The organism is Paenisporosarcina indica, from assembly GCF_001939075.1.
GTDB classification, from domain to species: domain Bacteria; phylum Bacillota; class Bacilli; order Bacillales_A; family Planococcaceae; genus Paenisporosarcina; species Paenisporosarcina indica.
The window spans coordinates 1,073,660-1,098,219 of sequence record NZ_MPTA01000001.1 but is presented as its reverse complement, the minus strand read 5'-3'; the positions used below and the strand labels follow the sequence as shown (position 1 = coordinate 1,098,219).

Genomic DNA, 24,560 nt, shown 5'->3' with positions numbered 1-24,560 from the left:
CAATGTCTTTGGCAATGAAGATCATCGCGTGGTACAATTAAAGTTATGTGTGAAAGTTTGAGCAGGAGTGGTGAAAAATGAATAAACGAGATTATTACGAGGTACTTGGTTTAACTAAAGGTGCTTCTAAAGAAGAAATAAAAAAGTCGTATCGGAAACTATCAAAACAATATCATCCCGATATCAATAAAGATGCGAATGCTGTGGATAAATTCAAAGAAATAGCAGAAGCTTACGAAGTCCTAAGCGATGATCAAAAGAAAGCTCAGTATGATCAATTTGGACACGCTAATCCAAATCAAGGATTTGGTGGCGGAGCTGACGGATTTGGTTTCGACGATATCTTTAGTTCATTCTTTGGTGGTGGAGGCTCACGTCGTCGTGACCCAAATGCACCACGTAAAGGTGAAGACCTGCAGTATTCAATGACAATCGATTTCCTTGAAGCTGTTTTCGGTAAAGAAACGGAAATTGAAATTCCAAAAGAAGAAACATGTGATACCTGTCATGGGAATGGGGCGAAACCTGGTACGACTCCAGATAAATGTCACCATTGTCAAGGTACTGGTCAGGTGAAAGTGACGCAAGATACTCCATTCGGACGAATGGTCAACCAACGTGCGTGTCATCACTGTCAAGGTACTGGAAAACTAATAAAAGATAAATGTGCGACTTGTCATGGTCAAGGAACTGTGAACAAACGCAAAAAAATCAAAGTGACCATTCCTGCTGGAGTAGACGATGGTCAACAATTGCGCGTAACCGGTCAAGGTGAACCTGGTAAAAATGGTGGACCAGCTGGTGACCTGTATGTAGTGTTCCGCGTTAGACAGCATGATCACTTTGAACGTGATGGCGACGATATTTACTTTGAACTTAAGTTAACATTCCCACAAGCTGCACTTGGGGACGAAATTGAAGTGCCAACTGTAAATGGCAAAGTAAAACTAAAAATTCCTGTTGGGACACAATCAGGGACGACTTTCCGCTTAAAAGGGAAAGGTGTAAAAAATGTCCATGGTTATGGAATTGGGGATCAACATGTAGTGGTGAAAGTACTTACTCCAAGTAAATTAACCGAGAAACAAAAACAACTACTTCGCGAATTTGCCGAAATTAGTGGTGATATTCCAGAAGAACAAGGTAGTTCATTATTCGATAAAATCAAACGCACGATAAAAGGTGACTAAGGAGTTGATGTAGGTGAAGTGGTCAGAGCTATCCATTCATACGACGCATGAGGCAGTAGAGGCGGTTTCGAATATATTGCACGAAGCAGGTGCAAGTGGAGTTGTTATAGAGGATTCAGAGGAATTTGCACGTGAACGTGAAGACATGTTCGGTGAAATTTATGCACTTAATCCAAATGACTTCCCAGCTGAAGGTGTAATTCTTAAAGCTTATTTACCTGTTACCAGTTTTTTAGGTGAAACAGTGGAAGAAGTGAAGCTCGCGGTCAACAACCTAATCAATTATGATATCAACTTAGGCCATAATGTCGTGACAATTAGTGAAGTAAATGAAGAAGAGTGGGCAACTGCTTGGAAAAAGTACTATCACCCAGTCAAAATTTCGGAACGATTTACCATCGTCCCTACATGGGAAACATATGAACCTGTTTCGACAGATGAATTAATTATAGAACTTGATCCAGGCATGGCTTTTGGGACGGGTACACATCCAACAACGGTAATGTGCTTACAAGCTCTTGAAAAGACCGTTAAACCTGGAGACTATGTAACAGACATCGGTACAGGTTCTGGCGTTTTAGCTATCGGTGCAGCCCTACTAGGAGCCAAGCATGTGCATGCACTTGACTTAGACGAAGTAGCAGTGCGTTCAGCGAAAATAAATGTCAAGTTAAATAATGTTCAACAAACTACAGATGTCGTGCACGGGAACTTACTGGACACAGTTAATGAACCATCGGATGTAGTAGTCGCAAACATATTGGCTGAAATTATTATGTCATTTACAGAAGATGCATTCAAAGTAGTGAAAGAAGGCGGAATGTATATTACTTCTGGCATAATTGGAGCGAAAAAAGAAGATGTCAAGCAATCGCTTGAATCTGCTGGATTTATTATTGAAGAAGTGATGATGATGGAAGACTGGGTTACAATACTTTCGAAGAAACCGGTAAAGGAATAATTAAGAGATGCAAAGATATTTTATTCCTCAACCTTTTGTAGATGGAAAACTCATGATTTCAGGTGATGATGCTAAGCACATCCAAAAAGTGATGCGCATGCAAGAAGGGCAAACAATTATTGTCGTAACCGAAAATCAAGCCAATGAAGCTACGATTGCTGGTTTTGAAGGGCAAGATGTGCGTGTCAATAAGTCGTCAGATGCATTACGTTCGAATGAACTGCCAAAAAAAGTAACCATCTGTTGTGGATTACCTAAAGGCGAAAAGTTGGATTTAATTACGCAAAAAGCGACAGAACTTGGCATGCATGAACTTATCCTTTTTGAAGCAGAGCGTTCGATTGTGAAATGGGATGCACAAAAAGGGAAAAAGAAACAAGAACGTCTGCAAAAAATTGCTAAAGAAGCTGCAGAACAATCACATCGAAATGTGATTCCGGCAATTCGTGATATTGTATCGTTTAAACAACTTCTTGAGCTATCAAAACAATATGATGTACTGCTAGTAGCTGATGAGGAAGACGCAAAGCTAGAGAAGAGAACACAATTTGCGGAAATCTTAACAAAAGCTCATGATCAACAGTCCATTTGTGTTGTTTTTGGACCGGAGGGCGGTTTATCACGAAATGAAATACAAGCACTTATGGATAATGGTTTCCATGCTATTTCATTAGGACCGCGTATTCTAAGGGCAGAAACAGCACCTCTATATGTCCTTTCGGCAATCTCGTATGAGTTTGAGTAATCAATTTTTGAATTAAATGCGATAATTTGGGCATCATAAAAATAAGTGATTTTAATCAAGTTTACGAGTTTTACAAAATAATGCGTATGTTAAATATTCAGTGCATTTCGGTGTACTGGATATTCTTTCATTTTTAATGATTTGCAAAGACAAGCATGGTAAACTTAAGAGGTACGGACAACATCGAAAGGGTGAATCAATTTGACTACAAATATCACGTCAATGATCGATCATACATTATTAAAACCTGAAGCTACAAAAGAGCAAGTTGAAAAACTTTGTGCAGAAGCGAAAGAATATACGTTTGCATCAGTTTGTGTTAATCCAACATGGGTTAAAATTTCTGCTGAACTACTAGCTGGTACACCTGTAAAAGTATGTACAGTTATTGGTTTCCCTCTTGGTGCTTCTACACCTGAAACGAAAGCGTTTGAAACAACAGATGCAATTAAAAATGGCGCTGGTGAAATCGACATGGTATTAAATGTTGGTGCTTTAAAATCTCAAGACATCGAATTGGTGAAACGTGATATCGAAGCAGTTGTTAATGCAGCAAAAGGCAAGGCAATTGTAAAAGTTATTTTAGAAACTTGTTTGTTAACGAAAGAAGAAATTAAAGTTGCTAGTAAACTTTCTAAAGATGCTGGTGCAGATTTTGTTAAAACTTCTACAGGATTTTCAACAGGTGGGGCGACAGTTGAGGATGTTGCTCTAATGCGTGAAGTTGTAGGACCAGACCTTGGAGTGAAAGCTTCTGGCGGAGTTCGTAGCTTAGAAGATGTGCAAAAAATGATCGAAGCAGGAGCAACTCGCATTGGCGCTAGTTCAGGCGTTTTGATTGCGCAAGGTCTAACATCTAATTCAGACTATTAATTATTGATAACGTATTGACCAAAATGATATGATACGATATAATTTTGGAGTACATGACACTAGGTTATGGATTGACGTGTGTTCGGAGGGAGGGAAAGAGAGATGTCAAAAACTGTCGTTCGCAAAAACGAATCGCTTGAAGATGCTCTTCGCCGCTTCAAACGTACTGTTTCTAAAAGTGGAACAATACAAGAGGTTAGAAAACGCGAGTTTTATGAAAAACCAAGCGTAAAGCGTAAAAAGAAATCAGAAGCTGCGCGTAAACGTAAATTCTAATTTAGAATTTTACAACGGTTTGAAATCGCGGGTTCATTAAAAAACCAAGCGAAAAAAGAAATCAGAAGCTGCGCGTAAACGTAAGTGGTCAAAATCCCACAATCCCTACGTTCTTAACACGTACTACTTGATGACTAAAGAAATTCCATATGTAAGCCGAGAAATCATTTGATTTCTCGGCTTATTTTATATATTTGAATCTTTTTAGCTAGTTATCCGTATATACTAGAGATAGTATGAATGTCACATGGAAAAGGAGGGCCGATATGAAAATGCCGCGGTTTATGAGTGGAATTTTATTGCTTTTATTTTCTTGTTTATTAATCTTACCAAGCTTGTCTGTAAGTGCATCGGAAATATTCCGTATACCAATTCATAAAAAAGTGGAAAAGGGGTTGCATGCCTTTTTACAACGAGCGTTTGAAGAAGCGGAGGAAGCTGGTGCAGATGTCGTAATATTAGACATAGATACGCCAGGAGGATTTGTAGACTCTGCACAAGATATTGCAAAACTGATGGATGAAACCCCTATAAAAACGATTGCATTTATTAACGACGATGCACTCTCAGCCGGTGCATTTCTAGCCTTGCATGCAGATGAAATTTATATGGTGCCAAACGGTCGGATAGGGGCTGCGGCTGCTGTTAACGGTGCAGGGAATGCGGCTGAAACAAAAGCGAATAGTGCATGGCGAACAGCTATGATCCAAGCGGCGGAATCATCAAATCGAGATCCACAATATGCACTTGCGATGGCAGATGAAAAAGTTGATTTACCACAGTACCGTGCCCAAAGTGGAGAACTTCTGACTCTTTCAGCAAAAGAAGCGATAGAAGTGGAATATTCGGAAGGAACATTTGCATCATTTGAAGAATTAATCGAGCATTTAGATCTTACAGATGCAACGGTAACTTCAGTAAATGAAACATTTGCAGAGAAGGTTGCACGCTTTATTACAGATCCTTTTATTGTGCCCATTCTTCTTTCAATCGCCAGTTTAGGATTGATTATTGAACTGTACTCTCCTGGTTTTGGGGTTGCGGGCACCATGGGATTGACCGCGATTGCCTTATTCTTCTTTGGGCATACGGTGGCTGGACTTGCTGGGTATGAATCTATCATTATCTTTCTTATTGGTGTGGCATTCATTATTGCCGAATTTTTCCTGCCGGGTGCAATAGCTGGAATTGTTGGGTTAGCATTAGTAATTGTTAGTATACTTCTTGCAGGTGGCAATGTAGTTCATATGGGAATTGCCGTATTGATTGCATTAGTCGTCGCAATTGTCGGGATGGTGATTATCGTGAAATTTTTTGGCAAGAATATCAAAATCTTTAATAACATGATATTGAAAGATGCGACGGATACGAAGAGTGGCTATGTATCGAACGTCAACAGATATGAGTTAATTGGGAAATTAGGGCAAAGCATGACACCTCTAAGACCTTCGGGTACAATCACTTTAGAAGGTGAACGAATCGATGCAGTCACAGAAGGTGGCTACGTGGATGCTGGGAAAACTGTCAAAATAATTAAAGTGGAAGGCTCTCGTACGGTTGTACGGGAAGTCAAAGAAGGGGAGGATTTAACATGATCGAAGGAATTACAGGTAGCACGATTGGAATAATAATTGCCATTATAGCAGTATTCATTTTACTGGCGATCTTCTTTACATTTGTACCAATTGCATTATGGATTTCTGCCATAGCAGCTGGTGTTCGAATTAGCATTTTAACATTAGTGGGAATGAGATTACGTCGAGTTATTCCGTCTCGTATCGTAAATCCATTAATTAAAGCACATAAAGCAGGAATCACAGTAACTAATAATCAACTTGAAAGCCATTATTTAGCTGGTGGTAATGTTGACCGAGTTGTGAATGCCTTGATTGCAGCTCATAGAGCGAATATCGAATTACCATTTGAACGTGCAGCAGCCATTGACCTAGCTGGTCGTGACGTATTGGAAGCAGTCCAAATGTCCGTTAACCCAAAAGTGATTGAAACTCCATTTATAGCGGGTGTAGCAATGGATGGTATTGAAGTGAAAGCAAAAGCTCGTATTACAGTTCGTGCTAACATCGACCGTTTAGTCGGTGGTGCTGGTGAAGAAACGATTGTAGCTCGTGTTGGTGAAGGTATTATATCAACAATTGGTTCAAGTCAGAACCATAAAAAAGTTCTTGAAAATCCAGATATGATTTCTCAAACTGTCTTATCTAAAGGTCTTGATTCAGGTACGGCATTTGAAATTCTATCAATCGATATCGCGGATGTTGATATCGGTAAAAATATTGGTGCTGAACTACAAACAGAGCAAGCCGAAGCAGATAAAAAAATTGCGCAAGCTAAGGCGGAAGAACGTCGTGCAATGGCTGTAGCGACTGAACAAGAGATGATTGCTAAAGTTCAAGAAATGCGATCAAAAGTTGTTGAAGCAGAAGCAGAAATTCCACTTGCAATGGCAGAAGCATTACGTGAAGGAAATCTTGGCGTTATGGATTATATGAATTACAAAAACATACAGGCAGATACAAGTATGAGGGATTCAATTAGTAAAATAGACAGCGATAAATCGAAAAAGGATCTAACAAAAGATTGAGGCTTAGCGAGTAACCCTTGAAGGAGGGATGAAACAGTGGAAGTTATACTCATTGCGATTATCACAATGATTATAGGTGCGTTTTCAAAAAAGAAAAATGCAGATGATGCGAACGGAAAGGGCAAACCTTTTATGTCGAAGCCACTTGATTCTCAACCGTTGAAAAAAGTGGAAGATTACGCTAGAGAAGTCTTTAAGGATGTACAACAGCGTACTTCTGAGAGACAGTCTCATGTACAACCCAAATCCGAACTGAAAAGTCAGATGAATCAACTGGAAGAAAAAACCTTACCATCTAGAGTGCAGCTAAAGGAAATCAATACATCGCCTAAAAGAACTGGTAGATTATCAGTACATCAACCAGCCGATGTTGAAAAAGAAAAGACCGTTGATAAAAAATCACTTGTACCATCTACAAAACAAGAATTGGTTCAAGCAATTATCTTTTCTGAAATATTAGCTCCTCCAAAATCTAAACGATAACTCATGACCTCTTAACTATCAGCATACACTGATGGAAAGGAGGTCTCTTTTTGTTAAACAATCATTTGCAATTAACTCCATTTATTCACATTGAGGACTTTCAAAATATCCGTGTTAATGGACCTTTTGAGTTAATCATGCTTAGCCCATATGCTTGTCAACTGAATGGAAAGGGATTTACATTACTAATTGAAGCGGGGGATGCTCGTATTTCGTCCATGAATGTTGAGGAAGTTACAATAAAGGTGCAAGATTTAACTCGATTCGAGCTTAAGAAAATGGATATTGTGTAAATGGCCAAAATACAAAGTGGTCGAAAAATTAACTGTCATATCAAGCCACATGAGCACACCTACGCATTTATTCAAGCTTTAAAAGAAAATAAAGTTTACATAATAAAATTATCCAAAGACAAATCAGGTACTTCCTTTACTTTATTTGAAAAAGATTTATCAATCGTTCGCCGTATTCGGAAGCAACATAAGATTCCCATCCATTTTACAAGACCTGATTCGGATTCAATTATTCAGTTTCAGTGGATGACGCTACTTGGTTTATTCGGCTTTATCCTCCTTCCTTATATATTCTCGTTATTCCTGTGGCAAATATCAATAGATGATGTCTCAGACGAAAGACAAGTTAAACTGTTTAGTGAGTTACACGATCTTAAAGTTAATGAAAGAAAAATGATGAGTAAACTCGTTTCTGATTCGGAAATTAGACAAGTCCTATTAGCGAAAAATCATGATCTTTCGTGGATTCATATCAAGCGCACGGGTTCTAAAATGCACATTACTTCTGTACCCGCACCAGTCATCTCAAGAGAACCTAGCGATCAAAAAGCACCTTCAGATTTAGTTGCATTTCGTAGAGGGGTTATTACTAATTACGATCTGACATCCGGAGAACGGTTAATCCCGATTAATGAAACAGTCAAAAAAGGTGACGTTCTGGTTACTGGAGTATTGAAACAAGGAGATACAGATATTATTGTAGGTGCACAAGGGCAAGTATTTGCTGATTATTGGGTCGAAATGTCTTTTCAATTGCCAACTAAAATTGTCTATGACAAATTCTCATCTGAACAAGTGAATTTATTTCAAATACGCCCAGCTTGGAAAAAATTTCAAGAAACACAAAGTGTTGATCATCTTGTAGAATTGGTAAAGAGTGCATTTCGAATTGAACGACAGACCATTATTGGGAAATCCGAATTTATTGTAAGCGAACAGTGGATAAATGAAGCATTTCTCCCCATGCTAAGAATGAGGACAGCATCAACACTTACACCTAAAGGCAAGATTAAGGATGAAAAAATTTTACACATAACATGGACAAATGATACAGTAAAAGGGAAAGTATTGTACTACATGAATGATAATATCGCATCCAAAAGACCTATACACCAAGGAGACTGAGAATGCAGGAAGAACAATTGACTGAATTACATGTACAAGACCCAAATGAAGCCATCTTACTGCTAGGAATTTCTGATGGAAATATGAAATTAATCGAGCGAGAGATGGGTGTTCAAGTCATCACTAGAGGCGAATCAATTCGTCTAGTAGGAGATGTGGAAAAAAGAGCAACTGCCAAACAACTAATCGAACAGTTATTAAAAGTCATTCGAAAAGGTATAAATATTAATCAACGAGATGTCAGTACAGCAATTGAAATGAGTATTGCTGGCACATTAGAGTATTTTGCTGAATTGTATGATGTTGAAATTGCAAGAAATGTAAAAGGCAAAGCGATTCGTGCCAAAACAATTGGACAGCGCGAATATATTGATGCCATTCGTCATAAAGATTTAACATTTTGTATCGGTCCTGCTGGGACAGGGAAAACATATTTAGCAGTTGTACTTGCGACTCAAGCATTGAAAAATGGTCACGTCAAACGAATTATATTAACTCGACCGGCTGTAGAAGCAGGTGAGAGTCTAGGGTTCCTACCTGGCGATTTAAAAGAAAAAGTGGATCCTTATTTACGTCCTTTATATGATGCTCTGCATGATGTGCTAGGAACAGAACAAACCGATCGCTTCTTAGAAAGAGGAACCATTGAAATTGCTCCTCTTGCGTATATGCGTGGACGTACACTCGATGATGCTTTTGTCATCCTGGATGAAGCTCAGAATACAACAAAAGCCCAAATGAAGATGTTCTTGACACGTTTAGGTTTTGGTTCGAAAATGGTAATTACCGGAGATAAAACGCAAATAGATTTACCTCGTGGTGCAGAGTCCGGACTAAAAGTCGCTGAAAAGATTTTGTCCAATGTAGGCGGTATCCATTTCCAAATGCTCGAGCAAGGTGACGTCGTCAGACATCCATTGGTAGCTAAAATTATTCAAGCATATGAGGAACAGCAGTCGGAATAAGACTGCTGTTTTTTTTATTATAAGATAAGAAATTTTAAAATTCGAGACTACCAGAACCCAGTATTCAAAGCACTTCCAATCCTAAATAGAGCACTGAAGAAGTCCACCTTTATAGACGGAAATAAGCAGTATTCCTTTGTATAACGCTTTGGCGCTTTGTGGATGCCTCCCGCAGAAGCCAGGCAGGAGATCACTGTCAGTCTTCTCGCTCCGGCTACCACCGGAAAGGCGCCTTCGCTGGTTCTGCCTAAAAACATAATGCTTCCATCTAATTCAGTGCAGAATTCTTACTAAAATGACATATTATAAGAGAGTATATGAAAATAAAGAAGGTGATGGGAGGTCGAAATTTCATCTTCGACCGATTGTCGGTTAAAGAAAGTCGTCTATTCTTTCATTATCAATATCACTGATCACATTGAAGAAACAAGGGAGCGACGGACATACATCCGCCGCAGGATTTCTAGAATAAAAGCGTATAGGCGAAATGACGAAGTCATTCGCCCATAAGGGTGCAGCAGTAAGGCGTCCACAGCGACCTACAATCCTTCATGATTCAGTGATTAATTCTATAAATTACTATAGGATCGGGCGCACATTACCCGTTTTTTCTTATAGTTTGTTAACAATGTTAGTGAAAAAAAACAAATATTGAAAAACGAAAAGTACTTTTGCACATCCCAATCCGAAGTTACATAACATCCCATGTTCTGCAACAAGAAATCTTCATAATTCCCATAGTTCTTAATTCTTTTACATATTTCGATGTAATGATTGAAAATTCTTGATATGATAGTAGGAAGAAGATGGGGTGATATTGTGATTAACTGGTATAAAAAAATGCAGAAACTAGTGGGCTATCGAACTTTTATTCTTTCAGCTATTGTTCTAACTGGACTAATTCTTTTCTTATTGTTAGTAAATGGCGTACGACCTGATCAATATGATATTGAACGATTCCAACTATCAAATGAAACCATACGCTCTGTTAAAACGATTGAAGATCCTGTGAAGACAGAGGAGGAACGAGAAAGAGCTGCTGACGAAGTAACGAGTGTCTATGAATTCTCTGAAGAAATTGCAGATAATCGTGCAGCAATCGTCACTTCAGTATTTGATTATGTAATAGAAATAAAAGAGGATGCTAGCTTGAAAAACAAGCCAGTTGAAGAACAAGTAGTAGCATTAAAAGAAAACCTTCATATTCTTGAATCAGAAGGGGAAGGCATTCGTTTTACGGATGATGCTCTTAAATCACTACTTGCCCTAAATCCCACTACACTAAAATCCATTAGAGAGTCACTAACCACTTCTATACGCGATATCATGAGCAAACCGATTCGATTGGAAGACGTTGCAAATTCGAAAAATGAAATCGAAAAACGAATTCGTGCAAACATGTCGATTCCTGGAACTATTTTGCCAACAGCAGTGTTAATCGGACGTTATAGCATAATCGAAAATGAACTATTGAATACAGACCTTACACAAGCACGGGTTGAGCAAGCTCGTTCTAGTATTGAACCAACACGTATTTTACAAGGACAAGTTATTGTTCAAGAAGGACAAATTGTTGATCGTGAAGTATACCGTCAACTGGAACTTGTCGGGATGTTAACAAATCAATCTTCACTAAAACCAATTGTAGGTTTAATTCTATTTATTGTACTATGTATGTGGCTCGTTTATATGCAAATGTCAAAATGGGATGCAGATAATGAAGAACGTCAAAGGGCATTCGTAGTAGTAATGATCATTTTCATTTTCTCGGTAGGTGGAATGAAGTTAATCAGTCTAGTATCTAATAACTTTGACGTTACCATTGCATTTTTATTCCCGACAGCTTTAGCACCAATGCTCGTCCGTTCACTCATCAATGAACGATTTGCAGTACTAATGGCATTTTTAACTGCAGCAATAGCAGGCGTTGTCTTCCAAGAAGGCTACTCAGTTGTTTTCCAAATGGACATTGCCCTGTATATTTTGTTTGGTGGTATGGCTGGGTTATACGTCATTCAAGGGGCTGAAAAAAGGTCACATTTACTTCAAACGAGTATGATTGTTGCGGTTGTTAATGTCATATTTACAGCGTTCTATTTGTTGATGACACAATCTGAATACGGAGCGAGTGAATACTTGTTTTATGGTGTTGCTGCGATTACATCAGGTTTATTATCAGGCGCATTGACAATCGGTCTTTTGCCCTTTTTCGAAACCGCTTTTGGTTTGCTTTCGGCGATGAAATTAATCGAGTTATCAAATCCGAACCATCCACTACTAAAAAAGATCCTGACAGAAACTCCAGGAACCTATCATCACAGTGTGATGGTTGCTAATTTAGCTGATGCGGCATGTGAATCGATCGGTGCCGACGGTTTACTTGCTAGAGTTGGTTGTTACTACCATGATATTGGGAAGACCAAACGACCAGGATTCTTTATTGAAAATCAAATGAGTCACACGAATCCTCATGACTCTCTGCCGCCAGAAACGAGCAGAGATATCATTTTGTCCCATGGCACGGATGGTGCGAAATTATTACAAAAACATAAAATGCCAAAAGAGATTATTGATATTGCAGAACAACATCATGGAACTAGTTTACTAAAATATTTTTATTTCAAAGCAAAAGAGGATGGAAAACCTGCAAAAGAAGAAGAATATCGATATGCAGGTCCGAAACCTCAGAAAAAAGAAACTGCTGTGATTTCAATTGCAGACAGTGTTGAAGCAGCCGTACGTTCTATGAAACACCCGACATCTGAGAAAATCCAAGAAATCGTTGTTTCGATTATTAAGGACAAATTGCATGATGGGCAGTTTGATGAATGTGATTTATCATTAAAAGAGCTTAAAACAATTGAACGCGTGTTATGTGAAACGTTAAATGGTATTTTCCATTCACGGATTGAATACCCACAATAGAGGAGGAGTTCCATGTACTTATCATTGGATTTAATCGACAAAACAGAATCATTAAATGCTGAAGATCTTGCACTAATTGAAAAAATGTTACATCATGCAGCTCAAGCTGAAGGAATTGATTTAGGTAGTGAACTATCGGTAACATTCGTAAACAATGAAGAGATTCAACAAATCAACAATGATTATAGAGGGAAAAATGTTCCTACTGACGTCATATCATTTGCAATGGAAGAGCTTGGTGAAGGTGAAATGGCCATTGAAATTGAAGGGGCACCACGAATGCTTGGGGATATTATCATCTCTGTTGAGCGAGCGAAAGAGCAAGCAGCAGATTATGGTCACAGTGAAGAAAGAGAATTAGGCTTTTTAGCTATTCATGGCTTTTTACATCTTCTCGGATATGATCATATGGAAGTAGCAGATGAAAAAGAGATGACGGAAAAACAAGAGGCCATCTTACAATCGTTTGGACTGAGACGGGAACAGGATGAAAAACATTAATTTTGCTTCTTCATTTAAATATGCTTTTGAAGGTTTCCTTTTTGCCGGAAAAAAAGAACGAAATTTTCAATTTCATTTAATTGCGGCAGTTGTCGTAATTTTGGCAGGGATGTTCAGTGATTTATCTTTGATTGAATGGATCCTGATTATTCTTTGTATTTCGGGTACGTTAAGTTTGGAATTAATCAATACGGCAATTGAATCTGTAGTTGATTTAGCTTCACCAGAAATCCATGAATTAGCTAAGCGAGCGAAAGATATGAGTGCAGCTGCTGTTCTTGTATTTGCTGGTGCAAGTGCTATAATCGGAATACTCATCTTTTTACCAAAGTGGATGGAAATTATTAATTGAGGTGTTAGAAAAATGGACAAATTACAAGTCATGGAAGAATCCAAAATCGCACGCGAGAATGCGTACGTACCATATTCGAAATTCAAAGTGGGTGCTGCTTTAGTTTCAAAAGAAGGTAAGGTCTATCACGGATGTAACATTGAAAATGCTGGATATAGTATGACAAATTGTGCTGAACGTACAGCAATGTTTAAAGCTGTTTCGGAAGGTGTTCGAGAATTCGAATCACTAGCAGTGGTAGCAGATACAGAAGGGCCTGTATCCCCTTGTGGAGCTTGTCGACAAGTACTTGCTGAATTCTGTGAGCCGAATATGCCCGTATATTTGATCAACTTAAAAGGAAATGTACTTGAAACAACTGTTGCTGAGCTATTGCCTGGAGCATTTTCACTGGAGGATTTAAACAATGCTGGAAGTAAATAAAGGATTCAAATCAGGATTCATTTCAATTATCGGCCGACCAAACGCAGGTAAGTCTACTTTTTTAAACCGCGTAATTGGACAAAAAATAGCCATTATGAGTGATAAACCTCAAACTACAAGAAACAAAGTCCAAGGTGTTTTGACGACCAAAACCGAACAAATTGTTTTTATTGATACGCCTGGGATCAATGAACCTAGACACAAACTTGGAGACTTTATGTTGAAAGTAGCGAAAAATACGCTACGAGAAGTCGATGCTATTCTATTGATGGTCGATTCAACTGATCGAATCGGTAAGCAAGATCGCTATATTCTCGAGATGCTTAAAGGGAATGAAACGCCTGTATTTCTTGTTATGAATAAAATTGATCTCATCCATCCGGATAAGTTAATGAGCGTGATTGAATCATTCCGCAATGAATATGATTTCGCAGATGTTTTACCGATTTCTGCTTTAGAAGGGATCAATATCGAGGGACTACTAAAAGTATTGATTGAAAACCTCCCTGAAGGACCTCAATATTACCCAGCTGATCAAGTGACAGACCATCCAGAGCGTTTTATTATTTCTGAATTAATCCGCGAAAAAGTTCTTCACTTAACACACGAAGAAATTCCGCATTCAATTGCGGTTGTCATTGAGAAAATCAAACGCGATCCTGAGACAGATAAGATAAAAGTCAGTGCAACCATCATGGTGGAACGCGATTCACAAAAAGGAATCGTCATCGGAAAAAAAGGTGCACTTTTAAAAGAGGTTGGTATGCGTGCACGTAAAGACATCGAGATGTTACTCGGGAGCAAAGTCTACCTCGAGCTATGGGTAAAAGTTCAAAAAGACTGGCGTAATAAGTCAACTCATTTACGAGATTTCGGATTCCGCGACGACGAATATTAATAAGGGGCGTGTGGACAGATGCTGAATCGTATTGAAGGCATTGTCTTAAAAACGCAAGATTATGGTGAAACGAATAAAATCGTTACACTTTACTCGAGAGATGCAGGAAAGATTACAGCAATGGCTAGGGGAGCAAAAAAGCCTGCTAGTCGTTTAGCAGCCATTACACAACCCTTTACACATGGTTCATTTCTCATTCAACAAGGACGGGGAATGGGTACCATGCAACAAGGGGAGCAAGTAGAATCGTATCGACATATTCGGGAAGATATTGAAGCAACAGCATATGCGAGTTTTATAGTGGAACTTGTCGACCGGGCAGTTGATGAACGAACACCGCAAGCCTCTATTTTCAATCTACTTCAACAAGCACTTCATGCAATCTCTGAACACTATGATCCCGAAGCCATTGCGTTGTTTGTTGAATGGAAGATGTTACCTGTGACCGGTATCTATCCGACTTTACATCAATGCGCCAATTGTAGTGCAACTGATGGTGAATTTGCTTTTTCCTTTCAACAAATAGGGTTTTTATGTCATCGCTGTTTTGGCGTCGATCGATATATCATTCGATTAACTCCTGCTCAGGTAAAATTGATTCGAACGTTCTATACCGTACCAATTGAGCAAGTAGGGAGATTGTCGCTTAAAAAAGAAACAAAAATATTCATCAAAAAAATAGTGCGTACGATTTATGAAGAACAAACAGGCATTCGATTAAAGTCAAGGTCATTTCTTGATCAACTTGATCGATCTCCTCAGTTTTTTCCGAAAAAAGAAAATCCGTCTACTGCTCCTGAGAAGGAAGAGTAAGATGGTTCTTTTGTAAAAAAAAATGGGGACTCCCCTGAACCCTGTGTTCAAAGCTTCTCCTGCCCAATTATAGACTGGACTAAGTATTCCCTATAATAACGCTCCGGCTACCACTTGAAAGGCGCTTTCGCTGGATCGATCTAGGCAGATTGCTACCACATAATTTAGTGAAGTGTAACAAATAACAAACGGACCTTTCCTTGTTTTTATAGAGAAAAGCTCGCTTGTTTAGAACGAAATGACTTTTAAATGGGCTACCCTAAATGCGATTGAGTATTTCACACTACTAGCAAAAGAAACCATATTGAGGAAACAAGGAAGCCGCGGATGCCTAAACGCCGCAAGATGTTTTAAAAAAGAGAAGTGGGTGCGAAGTAACGAAGTCACATAGCACCCACCATTTTGTTCATTAAATTATAGTGCAGCATTCAAGAATTCATAGCGACCGTTTCAATAAAAATAAAGACGGGGCTGTCCCAAAAGTCATAGAAAATGACTTTTAGGGCAGCTCTCTTCATATTAATATGCTGATTTCCGTTCCAACGTACTTTCATGTTTCGAAGCTAGCGTAGCGATGCAGAAACAGGCGGACGCGTTCCACTACAATCTATAAAGTGTTTAAAAATCAACGGGTATATACAACATAGCTATAAAAAGGAAAACAAGTGAAAACATAAAAACAGGTGGAGAAAAACGATTCGTTTTTCTTCACCTGTTTCATTTTAGGAACTTATTAGACAGTCCTATTTTTATTATTTGGAGATTAAAATTCTAAATGTTTTTCGATGTAAGCTTTAACATCAGCGATTGGCATACGAGTTTGATCCATTGAGTCACGGTGACGTACAGTAACTTGCCCGTCTTCTACAGAATCAAAATCATATGTGATACAGAAAGGAGTCCCGATTTCATCTTGTCGACGGTAACGTTTACCAATTGATTGAGATTCATCATAATCGACCATGAATGATTTGCTTAAATTCGCAAAAACTTCTCCCGCGCCTTCAGCAAGTTTTTTTGATAAAGGTAAGATCGCTGCTTTTACTGGAGCGATCGCTGGATGGAATCGTAACACTGTACGTTTGTCATCACCCTCTAGCGCTTCTTCCGCATAGGCATCGCACAGGAATGCAAGGGTTACGCGGTCTGCACCTAATGAAGGCTCTATGCAGTAAGGCACATAGCGTTCATTTGTAATAGGATCGATGTAGTTGAAGTCTTCACCAGAATGTTCCATATGACGTTTTAAATCAAAGTCTGTACGATCTGCGATTCCCCATAATTCTCCCCAACCGAATGGGAATTTGTATTCCACATCTGTTGTAGCAGAAGCATAGTGTGATAATTCATCTTCATCATGGTCACGTAAACGCATATTGCTTTCAGTCATACCTAAATTTAGTAACCAGTTTTTGCAATACTCACGCCAGAATGCAAACCATTCCAAATCCTCGCCGGGTTTACAGAAAAATTCAAGTTCCATTTGTTCGAATTCACGGGTACGGAATGTGAAATTCCCTGGTGTAATTTCATTGCGGAAACTTTTACCAATTTGTGCAATTCCAAATGGCATTTTTTTACGCATTGAACGTTGAACATTTTTAAAGTTTACAAAAATACCTTGTGCTGTTTCAGGGCGCAGATAAATGTCGTTTGACGAAGATTCGGTTACACCTTGTGACGTCTTGAACATCAAATTGAACTGACGAATGCCAGTAAAATCTTTTTCGCCACATTCAGGACATGCAATTTCATGTTCTTTGATTAGATCTTCCATTTTTTCAAATGGCAGTCCGTCGACAATCATTTCAATGCCCTTTACTTCCAATGCATCTTCAATTAGCTTATCTGCACGATGACGAGCTTTACATTTTTTACAGTCAATCATTGGATCGTTAAAGTTTCCAACGTGCCCTGAAGCCGCCCATACTTTTGGATTCATAAGGATGGCTGCATCCAATCCAACATTATAAGGTGATTCTTGAACAAACTTACGCCACCAAGCTTTTTTAATATTGTTTTTTAGTTCAATTCCTAGTGGGCCATAATCCCATGTATTGGCTAATCCACCGTAAATATCTGAACCAGGAAATACAAATCCTCTGTGTTTCGCTAAACTTACTACGTTTTCCATTGTAATTGTCACAAAAATCCCTCCAAAATAAAAATAGCACTCGTCCCCGGACAAATAATGTCCGGGGACGAGTGCTTGATACCCGCGGTTCCACCCCAGTTGATTGCATAGGCAATCCACTTTCAAAAAATCATGACTCCAGGATGCCTTTTCTTGTTCGTTGCAGCCTTTCACTATCACTGCTCGCTAACATTGAACAATACTTATGTTCCTATCTTTGTCTATAAAGTTCAAACCATTTTATCATTAGAAAGTAAAAAGTGCAACTAAGCAGTAAACTAGATTACAGTAGGTAATTAGTATATACTATTTAAGATTAAGTATAACACTTTTTGAGGTGGTGAGTCCGATCGAACTCAACAAACGTCAAGAGGACATTTTAGTAATTGTAAAAGAAAATGGTCCAATTACAGGAGAACAAATTGCAGAACGCTTGCATTTAACAAGATCTACACTTCGCCCGGATTTAGCGATATTAACTATGGCTGGTTTTTTAGATGCAAGACCTCGAGTAGGATATTTTTATTCAGGTAAAAAGACAGGTCAGGCAGTTACTGATAGCATGATGAAGATGAAGGTAAGAGATTTTCAGTCTATCCCGGTTGTGGTATCAGAAAACATGACCGTTTATGATGCCATCGTTCATATGTTTTTAGAAGACGTAGGAACATTATTTGTAGTTGACAAAAATGCCTATTTAACAGGAGTATTATCTAGAAAAGATTTACTGCGTACGAGTTTAGGTCAACAAGATTTAAATAAAGTTCCAGTTAACATTATTATGACACGTATGCCAAATATCACATATTGTTTTAGAAATGATGCTCTCATTCATGCAGCTAAAAAATTAATTGACAAACAAATCGATGCATTACCCGTCGTTAAGGAACATTCAGATGGATATGAAGTAATTGGTCGACTAACGAAAACAAACATTACTGGTGCCTTTCTGTCACTTGCAGAAAATCACGACTTGTGAGGTGAAATGAGCGTTGAATAAACTCCAGATATTTATCGTTTCGGATTCAGTAGGCGAAACAGGAGAATTAGTTGCGAAAGCGGCTGTCAGCCAATTTAGACCAGGTTTACAGGATACTTCATTAAAACGCTTTCCACATATTGAAACGTTTGATCATATTAAAGAAATTGTTCAATTAGCAAAACTAGAAAGAGCAATGATTGTCTTTACATTAGTACAAAAAAACATGCGTTCAACTTTACTGAAAGCATGTGCTCATGCCGGCGTTCGTTCAATTGATTTGTTAGGTCCTCTCATGGATACGATTGAGTCAGACTTGAATGAAATACCATTTGAAGAACCTGGATTAGTTCGAAAGCTAGATGAAGATTATTTCAAGAAAATTGAGGCTATTGAATTTGCTGTGAAATATGACGATGGTCGAGATCCTAGAGGCTTACTTATGGCAGATATCGTTTTAGTGGGTGTATCTCGCACTTCAAAGACTCCATTGTCGCAATATTTGGCTCATAAGCGATACAAGGTGGCCAATGTTCCGCTAGTACCAGAAGTGGAACCACCAGAAGAATTATTTAAAGTCAACCCTGAAAAATGTTTCGGACTGGTAATTTCACCTGACAAACTTAATTCGATTAGAAAAGAACGTTTGATAGCACTTGGATTAAATAATGATGCAAGTTATGCAAAACTAGATCGGATTAAACAAGAAATTGTTCATTTTGATAAAGTAGTTTCTCGCATAGGTTGTCAAGTAATAGATGTTACTAACCGGGCAGTTGAAGAAACAGCTAATGTGATCTTGAACAAAATCCAGTAAGTAAAACCATCCCATTGTGGGAAGGTTTTTTCTTTTGGCATAAAAATAATTTTCTAGATTTTTTTAGGAAAACGTTTTATAATAAAAAATTGTGGTAAAAATATTAAGGATAGTCTTTCCTAAAGTTTTGTTTACTGATATAATGGGGAAGTTTCAGATATCTGTATAAGAAGAGCTGACTTATCGCATTATAATGTGTAAAATATTAACTGTTTCTCTAGCTCTGGTCGAAGTAATTTTTTATTATATCAGAATAGAAGATACGATATTGAACCACTCTCAGTGTGAATTATTTTTTTTCTGTTTTTTATGTCGAAACTTGCAGGATTTTCATCAATTATCTCGAATTCAATATATAGCAAGTAAAGATGGTGATGATAACATGCAACGAATTCCTGAAGATATGATTGAACAAATACGTACAAGTAATGATGTTGTTGATGTCATTAGCGAATATGTTCAGTTAACAAAGCGAGGACGAAATTGGTTTGGTCTATGTCCTTTTCATGGGGAACAAACACCATCATTTTCTGTCTCTCAAGACAAACAAATCTTTCATTGTTTTGGATGTAGTGCTGGAGGAAATGCCATTACATTTGTAATGGATATTGACAATCTTTCTTTTCAAGAAGCTGTAAGCAAGTTGGGATCACGAGTAGGTATTGAACTAGATATTGAACCACAAACTAGTGATTCACAAGTTGTCAATAAAGATGAAACACGAATGAAAGAAGCGCATACATTTGCAATGAATTATTACCACCACTTACTTCTTAATACCGAAGAAGGGGAAAAGGCTCTTCAATATTTAGAAGAAAGAGGATTTTCGAGGGAGATTATTGAACAATATAAGATTGGGTGGTCACTTCCTAACTGGGATGCCTTAACGTCATTATTAGAACGTAAAGGATTCAATCAAGCCGAAATGGCACAATGTGGACTTCTCATTCAAAAAGAAAATAAAAATGAATATTTTGACCGATTCAGAGAGCGGATCATGTTTCCGGTTCGCAATGAAATGGGTCATGTTATTGCCTTTTCTGGCCGTGTTTTAAATACGGATTCGCAAGATGCAAAGTATATGAACAGTCCTGAATCACCGATTTTCCAAAAGAGTAAAGTTCTGTATCATTTGGATGTTGCACGACCTATTATTCGTAAAAAACATAAAGTGATTATTATGGAAGGCTTTATGGATGTTATGGCAGCAGCAAAAGCGGGTATTGTAAATACTGTAGCAACAATGGGTACTTCGCTAACGCGGGAACATATTCAGAAGTTAAAACGTATTACTGATACAGTCATAATTTGTTATGATGGTGACGCTGCAGGGTTTGAAGCTGCAAAACGAGCTGCACAACTGTTAGTGCAAGATAAAATGAAGACGGAAATTGCCTTACTTCCTGATCAAATGGATCCAGATGATTTTGTTCGAAAAAATGGAGCAGAAGCTTTTGAGAAACAAATTATAGACCGTCCTCATGCATACTTAGCCTTTATGATGATGGTTGCAAGGCGCAATAAGAATTTTCAGTTTGAAAATGACACGTTACAATACGTGCAAGAAGTTCTTGAACATTTTGTTGGGAATTCTTCACCTGTCGAACGTGATTTATATATACGACAATTGGCGAAAGAAACCAATATATCGGAAGAAGCGATTTACCAACAATTCAGTAAATTGGAAGGTAAATCAATTAAGCAAAACTCGAGACAACAAGCGCCACCTATTGCCCAAAATACGCCTGTCATTCGAAAGCGTGTACAAGCAATCGACCGTGCTGAAAAATTGTTGCTCGCTCATATGTTAGACCAAGTAGATATAGTCGATCGTTTGCATCAAGAGCATGGTCTTCAAGTATTCATCCACGACTCTTACGAAGCGATATTTGTGCGACTGATCGGTTTCTACGACTCACATTCACAAGCGGATACTCATCGTTTTCTGGAAATTTTAGAAGATACCGAGTTGCGTAAGTTGGTAATGGAAGCAACGTTAACAGAAAGAGACCCAGAACATGCGAGTGAAGAAGTCTCCGACTGCTTACGACAAATAAATAAACATCGAATCGAGCTTCAAATTCAAATGAAAATGCACGAGTCAAAAGAAGCAGAAAAACTGCAAGACATGACCCGAGCTTTAGAGTTAGCAAAACAAATAATCGATTTGAAGAAATCGTTATCAACGATGTAAATTGATTGGTTTTAGAAGGAGGAAGACTTATGGCGGACAAGTCTGAGCGTTCAAAAGAGGTTGAAACTGAGGTAACATTAGAAGAAGCAAAAAAATCTTTACTCGAATCAGGAAAAAAATCGGGAGAGTTATCATTTTCTGATATAGCTGAAAAATTGTCGGTATTTCAGTTAGAAACCGATCAAATTGAAGAATTTATTGAACAGCTTGAAGCACAGGGTGTTGAACTTGGTCGTAAAGATGGCGATGAAGAAGACTTGGAAAAGTTAATGAAAAAAGGGCAAGAAGAAGAAACATTCGATTTGAATGATTTAAGTGTACCACCTGGAGTAAAAATTAATGATCCAGTTCGTATGTACTTAAAAGAAATTGGTCGAGTTGACTTACTTTCTGCAGCGGAAGAAATTGCTCTTGCTAAAAAGATTGAAGAAGGCAATGAAGAAGCGAAAAAACGATTGGCTGAGGCTAACTTACGTCTAGTTGTAAGTATTGCAAAACGTTACGTTGGACGTGGAATGTTGTTCTTGGATTTAATTCAAGAAGGAAATATGGGTTTGATCAAGGCTGTAGAAAAATTCGATTTCCGTAAAGGATTTAAATTCAGTACCTACGCCACATGGTGGATTCGTCAAGCGATTACACGTGCGATTGCTGACCAGGCACGAACGATTCGTATTCCTGTGCACATGGTTGAAACCATCAATAAGTTAATTCGTGTACAACGTCAATTACTTCAAGATTTAGGCCGTGAGCCATCTCCGGAGGAAATTGGTGAAGAAATGGAGTTGCAAGCTGAAAAGGTTCGCGAAATCTTAAAGATTGCACAAGAACCTGTTTCACTTGAAACACCAATTGGTGAAGAAGATGATTCGCATCTTGGGGACTTCATTGAGGACTCCGATGCTCAATCACCATCTGATCATGCAGCCTATGAATTATTAAAAGAGCAGTTAGAGGACGTTTTAGATACTTTGACTGATCGCGAAGAGAACGTTCTACGCTTGCGATTTGGCTTGGATGATGGTCGCACAAGAACACTTGAAGAAGTAGGGAAAGTATTTGGTGTAACACGCGAGCGTATCCGCCAAATCGAAGCGAAAGCTTTGCGTAAGTTACGACACCCTTCACGCAGTAAACGATTGAAGGACTTTTTAGAATAGTTTGACATTTAAGGCATTCACAACAGTGGATGTCTTTTTTTTTTCTAGTAAAAGTGAAATTAGAATAATAGTTGTGAATGTTAGAAAATTTCAGATATAATGAACGATGAAAGCGTTTTATAAAATAAAGGGGTTGTATAACTTGAATTTTGATTTATCGCAAGAACAACAAATGATTCGTAAAACAATGAAAGAGTTTGCGGATAAAGTCGTAGCACCAGGCGCGATAGAGCGTGATCGTACAAAAGCTTTTCCTAAAGAGATCTTTAAACAGTTAGCCGACATGGGGATGATGGGCTTACCTTTTGCAGAAGAATATGGTGGGGCAGGGGCAGATACAATCAGTTTTGCCATTGTGACAGAAGAACTTAGTCGTGCCTGTGCGTCAACAGGAATTACATATTCAGCACATATTTCTTTAGGTGGAGCACCACTTAATCTATTTGGAACTGAAGAGCAAAAACAAAAGTATTTAACGCCTATTTGTACTGGGGAGTCATTTGGAGCATTCGGTTTAACTGAACCCAATGCAGGCTCTGATGCGGGTGGAACACAGACTCGTGCAGTTGAAGATGGTGATGATTTTGTTATTAACGGCAGCAAAGTATATATTACAAATGCCAGCTACGCAAAACATCTAGCAATTACTGCCATCACAGGTGAAAAGGATGGGAAGAAAGAAATTAGTGCCATTATTGTGCCGACTGATGCAGAGGGTTTTAAAATCATCGATAACTACGAAAAAATGGGTTTGCATGCGTCGAATACAACTGAACTTGTTTTAGAAAATGTCCGGGTACCTAAAGCAAATCTATTAGGTAAGAGAGGTTACGGGTTTAATCAGTTCCTTGTAACTCTTGATGGTGGACGTATTGGAATCGGTGCAATGGCAGTCGGGATTGCACAAGCTGCATTTGACCGTGCACTACGTTATTCAAAAGAGCGCAAGCAATTCGGGAAACCATTATCAGACTTCCAAATCACGCAATTTAAATTAGCTGACATGGCCATGAAGATTGAACTGGCACGTACAATGGTTCATAAAGCTGCCTGGTTAAAAGATCAAGGACGACCTTTTACAAAAGAAGCATCTATGTGTAAGTTATATGCTTCGGAGATTGCTATGCAAGTTGCAGATCAAGCAGTGCAAATTCATGGTGGCTATGGCTACATGAAAGAATATGAAGTTGAGCGTTATATGCGTGATGCGAAATTACTAGAAATCGGTGAAGGAACTTCAGAAATTCAACGTATGGTGATTGCAAGACAGATTGGTCTTTAAACTTCACGAATATGTCGAAATTAGTACAAAGCAGGAAAACTTCCGAGTTAAGACTTTTCGTTTTTGCTAGAATGCAGTACAATTACAGTGTTGACTCATTCAATTCTAGAAAAGATGAACGAAATTAGGAGGTTACACAATGCAAAAAAATCCAATTGTTCCTTTCATATTAATTATGGCATTTGGTATTGGACTTATTTTCTTCTTATCAATGACAGGTGTTGATAAAAAAGAGGAAATTGCTGCTGGTCACGAAGAGGGTACTGGAGGAGAAACTGCTGAAGGTGCAGAATTCGATCCAGAAGTAGCTCAAGGAAAATGTATTACTTGTCATGGTGGAGACCTTGCGGGTCAAGGAGATGTTCCAGCTTTAGTTGGCACTGATCTATCGAAAGAGGAACTGGTTAAGATTATTACAAACGGCATTGAAGGCACGATAATGCCTGGAGGCTTACTACCAGGTCAAGAAGAAGCAATGGCAGACTACATTTTAACTTTAAAATAATAAATTGACCCTTATCCTAACTTAGGATAAGGGTTTTTTCTTGGTTATGGTACAATCTTGATAT

The 24,560-nt window shown here is 38.4% G+C and carries 24 protein-coding genes; 23 read left to right on the top strand and 1 reads right to left on the bottom strand.

The window, feature by feature from the left end; genetic code table 11:
• Positions 1-77 precede the first annotated feature (77 nt).
• The 17 genes from dnaJ (at position 78) to recO (ending at position 15,425) form a co-directional block, all read left to right on the top strand.
• Positions 78-1,190, top strand: coding sequence for a molecular chaperone DnaJ (gene dnaJ / locus GY23_RS05315; RefSeq protein ID WP_075618129.1), 1,113 nt, complete (start codon positions 78-80; stop codon positions 1,188-1,190).
• A gap of 13 nt (positions 1,191-1,203) precedes the next feature.
• On the top strand, positions 1,204-2,151 hold the full coding sequence (prmA, locus tag GY23_RS05310) for a 50S ribosomal protein L11 methyltransferase (RefSeq protein WP_075618128.1): 948 nt from the start codon (positions 1,204-1,206) through the stop codon (positions 2,149-2,151).
• Between the two features lie 7 nt (positions 2,152-2,158).
• On the top strand, positions 2,159-2,896 hold the full coding sequence (locus GY23_RS05305; protein WP_075618127.1) for a 16S rRNA (uracil(1498)-N(3))-methyltransferase: 738 nt from the start codon (positions 2,159-2,161) through the stop codon (positions 2,894-2,896).
• 222 nt (positions 2,897-3,118) lie between these two features.
• Positions 3,119-3,769 carry a deoxyribose-phosphate aldolase gene (gene deoC, locus GY23_RS05300; protein ID WP_425434964.1) on the top strand — a complete coding sequence of 217 codons (651 nt, stop codon included), beginning with the start codon at positions 3,119-3,121 and terminating at the stop codon, positions 3,767-3,769.
• Between the two features lie 102 nt (positions 3,770-3,871).
• Positions 3,872-4,045: a 30S ribosomal protein S21 gene (gene rpsU / locus GY23_RS05295; protein ID WP_016426884.1), complete on the top strand. Its 174-nt coding sequence runs from the start codon at positions 3,872-3,874 to the stop codon at positions 4,043-4,045.
• Positions 4,046-4,311: 266 nt separating this feature from the next.
• On the top strand, positions 4,312-5,640 hold the full coding sequence (locus tag GY23_RS05290; protein WP_075618125.1) for an NfeD family protein: 1,329 nt from the start codon (positions 4,312-4,314) through the stop codon (positions 5,638-5,640).
• Positions 5,637-6,647 carry a flotillin-like protein FloA gene (floA, locus tag GY23_RS05285; protein ID WP_075618124.1) on the top strand — a complete coding sequence of 337 codons (1,011 nt, stop codon included), beginning with the start codon at positions 5,637-5,639 and terminating at the stop codon, positions 6,645-6,647. Before GY23_RS05290 ends, floA begins: the two co-directional genes overlap by 4 nt.
• Positions 6,648-6,683: 36 nt before the next feature.
• On the top strand, positions 6,684-7,130 hold the full coding sequence (locus tag GY23_RS05280; RefSeq protein ID WP_075618123.1) for a hypothetical protein: 447 nt from the start codon (positions 6,684-6,686) through the stop codon (positions 7,128-7,130).
• Between the two features lie 50 nt (positions 7,131-7,180).
• Positions 7,181-7,423 (top strand): hypothetical protein, encoded by a 243-nt coding sequence (locus GY23_RS05275; protein WP_075618122.1) that lies wholly within the window; start codon positions 7,181-7,183, stop codon positions 7,421-7,423.
• A complete protein-coding gene (locus GY23_RS05270; RefSeq protein ID WP_075618121.1) occupies positions 7,424-8,548 on the top strand; it encodes a sporulation protein YqfD in 1,125 nt (374 codons plus the stop codon).
• A gap of 2 nt (positions 8,549-8,550) precedes the next feature.
• Positions 8,551-9,513 carry a PhoH family protein gene (locus GY23_RS05265; protein ID WP_075618120.1) on the top strand — a complete coding sequence of 321 codons (963 nt, stop codon included), beginning with the start codon at positions 8,551-8,553 and terminating at the stop codon, positions 9,511-9,513.
• A gap of 840 nt (positions 9,514-10,353) precedes the next feature.
• Positions 10,354-12,438 (top strand): HD family phosphohydrolase, encoded by a 2,085-nt coding sequence (locus tag GY23_RS05255; protein ID WP_084544022.1) that lies wholly within the window; start codon positions 10,354-10,356, stop codon positions 12,436-12,438.
• Between the two features lie 12 nt (positions 12,439-12,450).
• Positions 12,451-12,939 (top strand): rRNA maturation RNase YbeY, encoded by a 489-nt coding sequence (gene ybeY / locus GY23_RS05250; RefSeq protein ID WP_075618118.1) that lies wholly within the window; start codon positions 12,451-12,453, stop codon positions 12,937-12,939.
• On the top strand, positions 12,926-13,291 hold the full coding sequence (locus GY23_RS05245; RefSeq protein WP_075618117.1) for a diacylglycerol kinase family protein: 366 nt from the start codon (positions 12,926-12,928) through the stop codon (positions 13,289-13,291). Before ybeY ends, GY23_RS05245 begins: the two co-directional genes overlap by 14 nt.
• A gap of 12 nt (positions 13,292-13,303) precedes the next feature.
• On the top strand, positions 13,304-13,714 hold the full coding sequence (locus GY23_RS05240) for a cytidine deaminase (RefSeq protein WP_075618116.1): 411 nt from the start codon (positions 13,304-13,306) through the stop codon (positions 13,712-13,714).
• Positions 13,698-14,612, top strand: coding sequence for a GTPase Era (era, locus tag GY23_RS05235; RefSeq protein WP_075618115.1), 915 nt, complete (start codon positions 13,698-13,700; stop codon positions 14,610-14,612). Before GY23_RS05240 ends, era begins: the two co-directional genes overlap by 17 nt.
• Positions 14,613-14,630: 18 nt before the next feature.
• Positions 14,631-15,425 (top strand): DNA repair protein RecO, encoded by a 795-nt coding sequence (gene recO, locus GY23_RS05230; RefSeq protein WP_075618114.1) that lies wholly within the window; start codon positions 14,631-14,633, stop codon positions 15,423-15,425.
• Positions 15,426-16,188: 763 nt separating this feature from the next.
• On the opposite strand, the gene GY23_RS05225 is transcribed toward recO, so the two are convergent.
• A complete protein-coding gene (locus tag GY23_RS05225) occupies positions 16,189-17,559 on the bottom strand; it encodes a glycine--tRNA ligase (protein WP_075618250.1) in 1,371 nt (456 codons plus the stop codon).
• 340 nt (positions 17,560-17,899) lie between these two features.
• Here GY23_RS05225 and ccpN point away from each other — a divergent pair, with 340 nt between their 5' ends.
• The 6 genes from ccpN to GY23_RS05195 all read left to right on the top strand — a co-directional run bounded on the left by ccpN (position 17,900) and on the right by GY23_RS05195 (position 24,496).
• Positions 17,900-18,538: a transcriptional regulator CcpN gene (gene ccpN, locus GY23_RS05220; protein ID WP_075618113.1), complete on the top strand. Its 639-nt coding sequence runs from the start codon at positions 17,900-17,902 to the stop codon at positions 18,536-18,538.
• A 13-nt stretch (positions 18,539-18,551) separates the two neighbouring features.
• The gene (locus tag GY23_RS05215; protein ID WP_075618112.1) at positions 18,552-19,355 is read left to right on the top strand and encodes a pyruvate, water dikinase regulatory protein; all 804 of its coding nucleotides are present in this window, start codon (positions 18,552-18,554) and stop codon (positions 19,353-19,355) included.
• A gap of 382 nt (positions 19,356-19,737) precedes the next feature.
• Positions 19,738-21,549 carry a DNA primase gene (dnaG, locus tag GY23_RS05210; protein WP_075618111.1) on the top strand — a complete coding sequence of 604 codons (1,812 nt, stop codon included), beginning with the start codon at positions 19,738-19,740 and terminating at the stop codon, positions 21,547-21,549.
• A 29-nt stretch (positions 21,550-21,578) separates the two neighbouring features.
• Complete coding sequence (rpoD, locus tag GY23_RS05205) at positions 21,579-22,709, top strand: RNA polymerase sigma factor RpoD (RefSeq protein ID WP_075618110.1); 1,131 nt, start codon at positions 21,579-21,581, stop codon at positions 22,707-22,709.
• A gap of 142 nt (positions 22,710-22,851) precedes the next feature.
• Positions 22,852-23,991 carry an acyl-CoA dehydrogenase family protein gene (locus GY23_RS05200; RefSeq protein WP_075618109.1) on the top strand — a complete coding sequence of 380 codons (1,140 nt, stop codon included), beginning with the start codon at positions 22,852-22,854 and terminating at the stop codon, positions 23,989-23,991.
• 139 nt (positions 23,992-24,130) lie between these two features.
• A complete protein-coding gene (locus GY23_RS05195) occupies positions 24,131-24,496 on the top strand; it encodes a c-type cytochrome (protein ID WP_075618108.1) in 366 nt (121 codons plus the stop codon).
• Positions 24,497-24,560 lie beyond the last annotated feature (64 nt).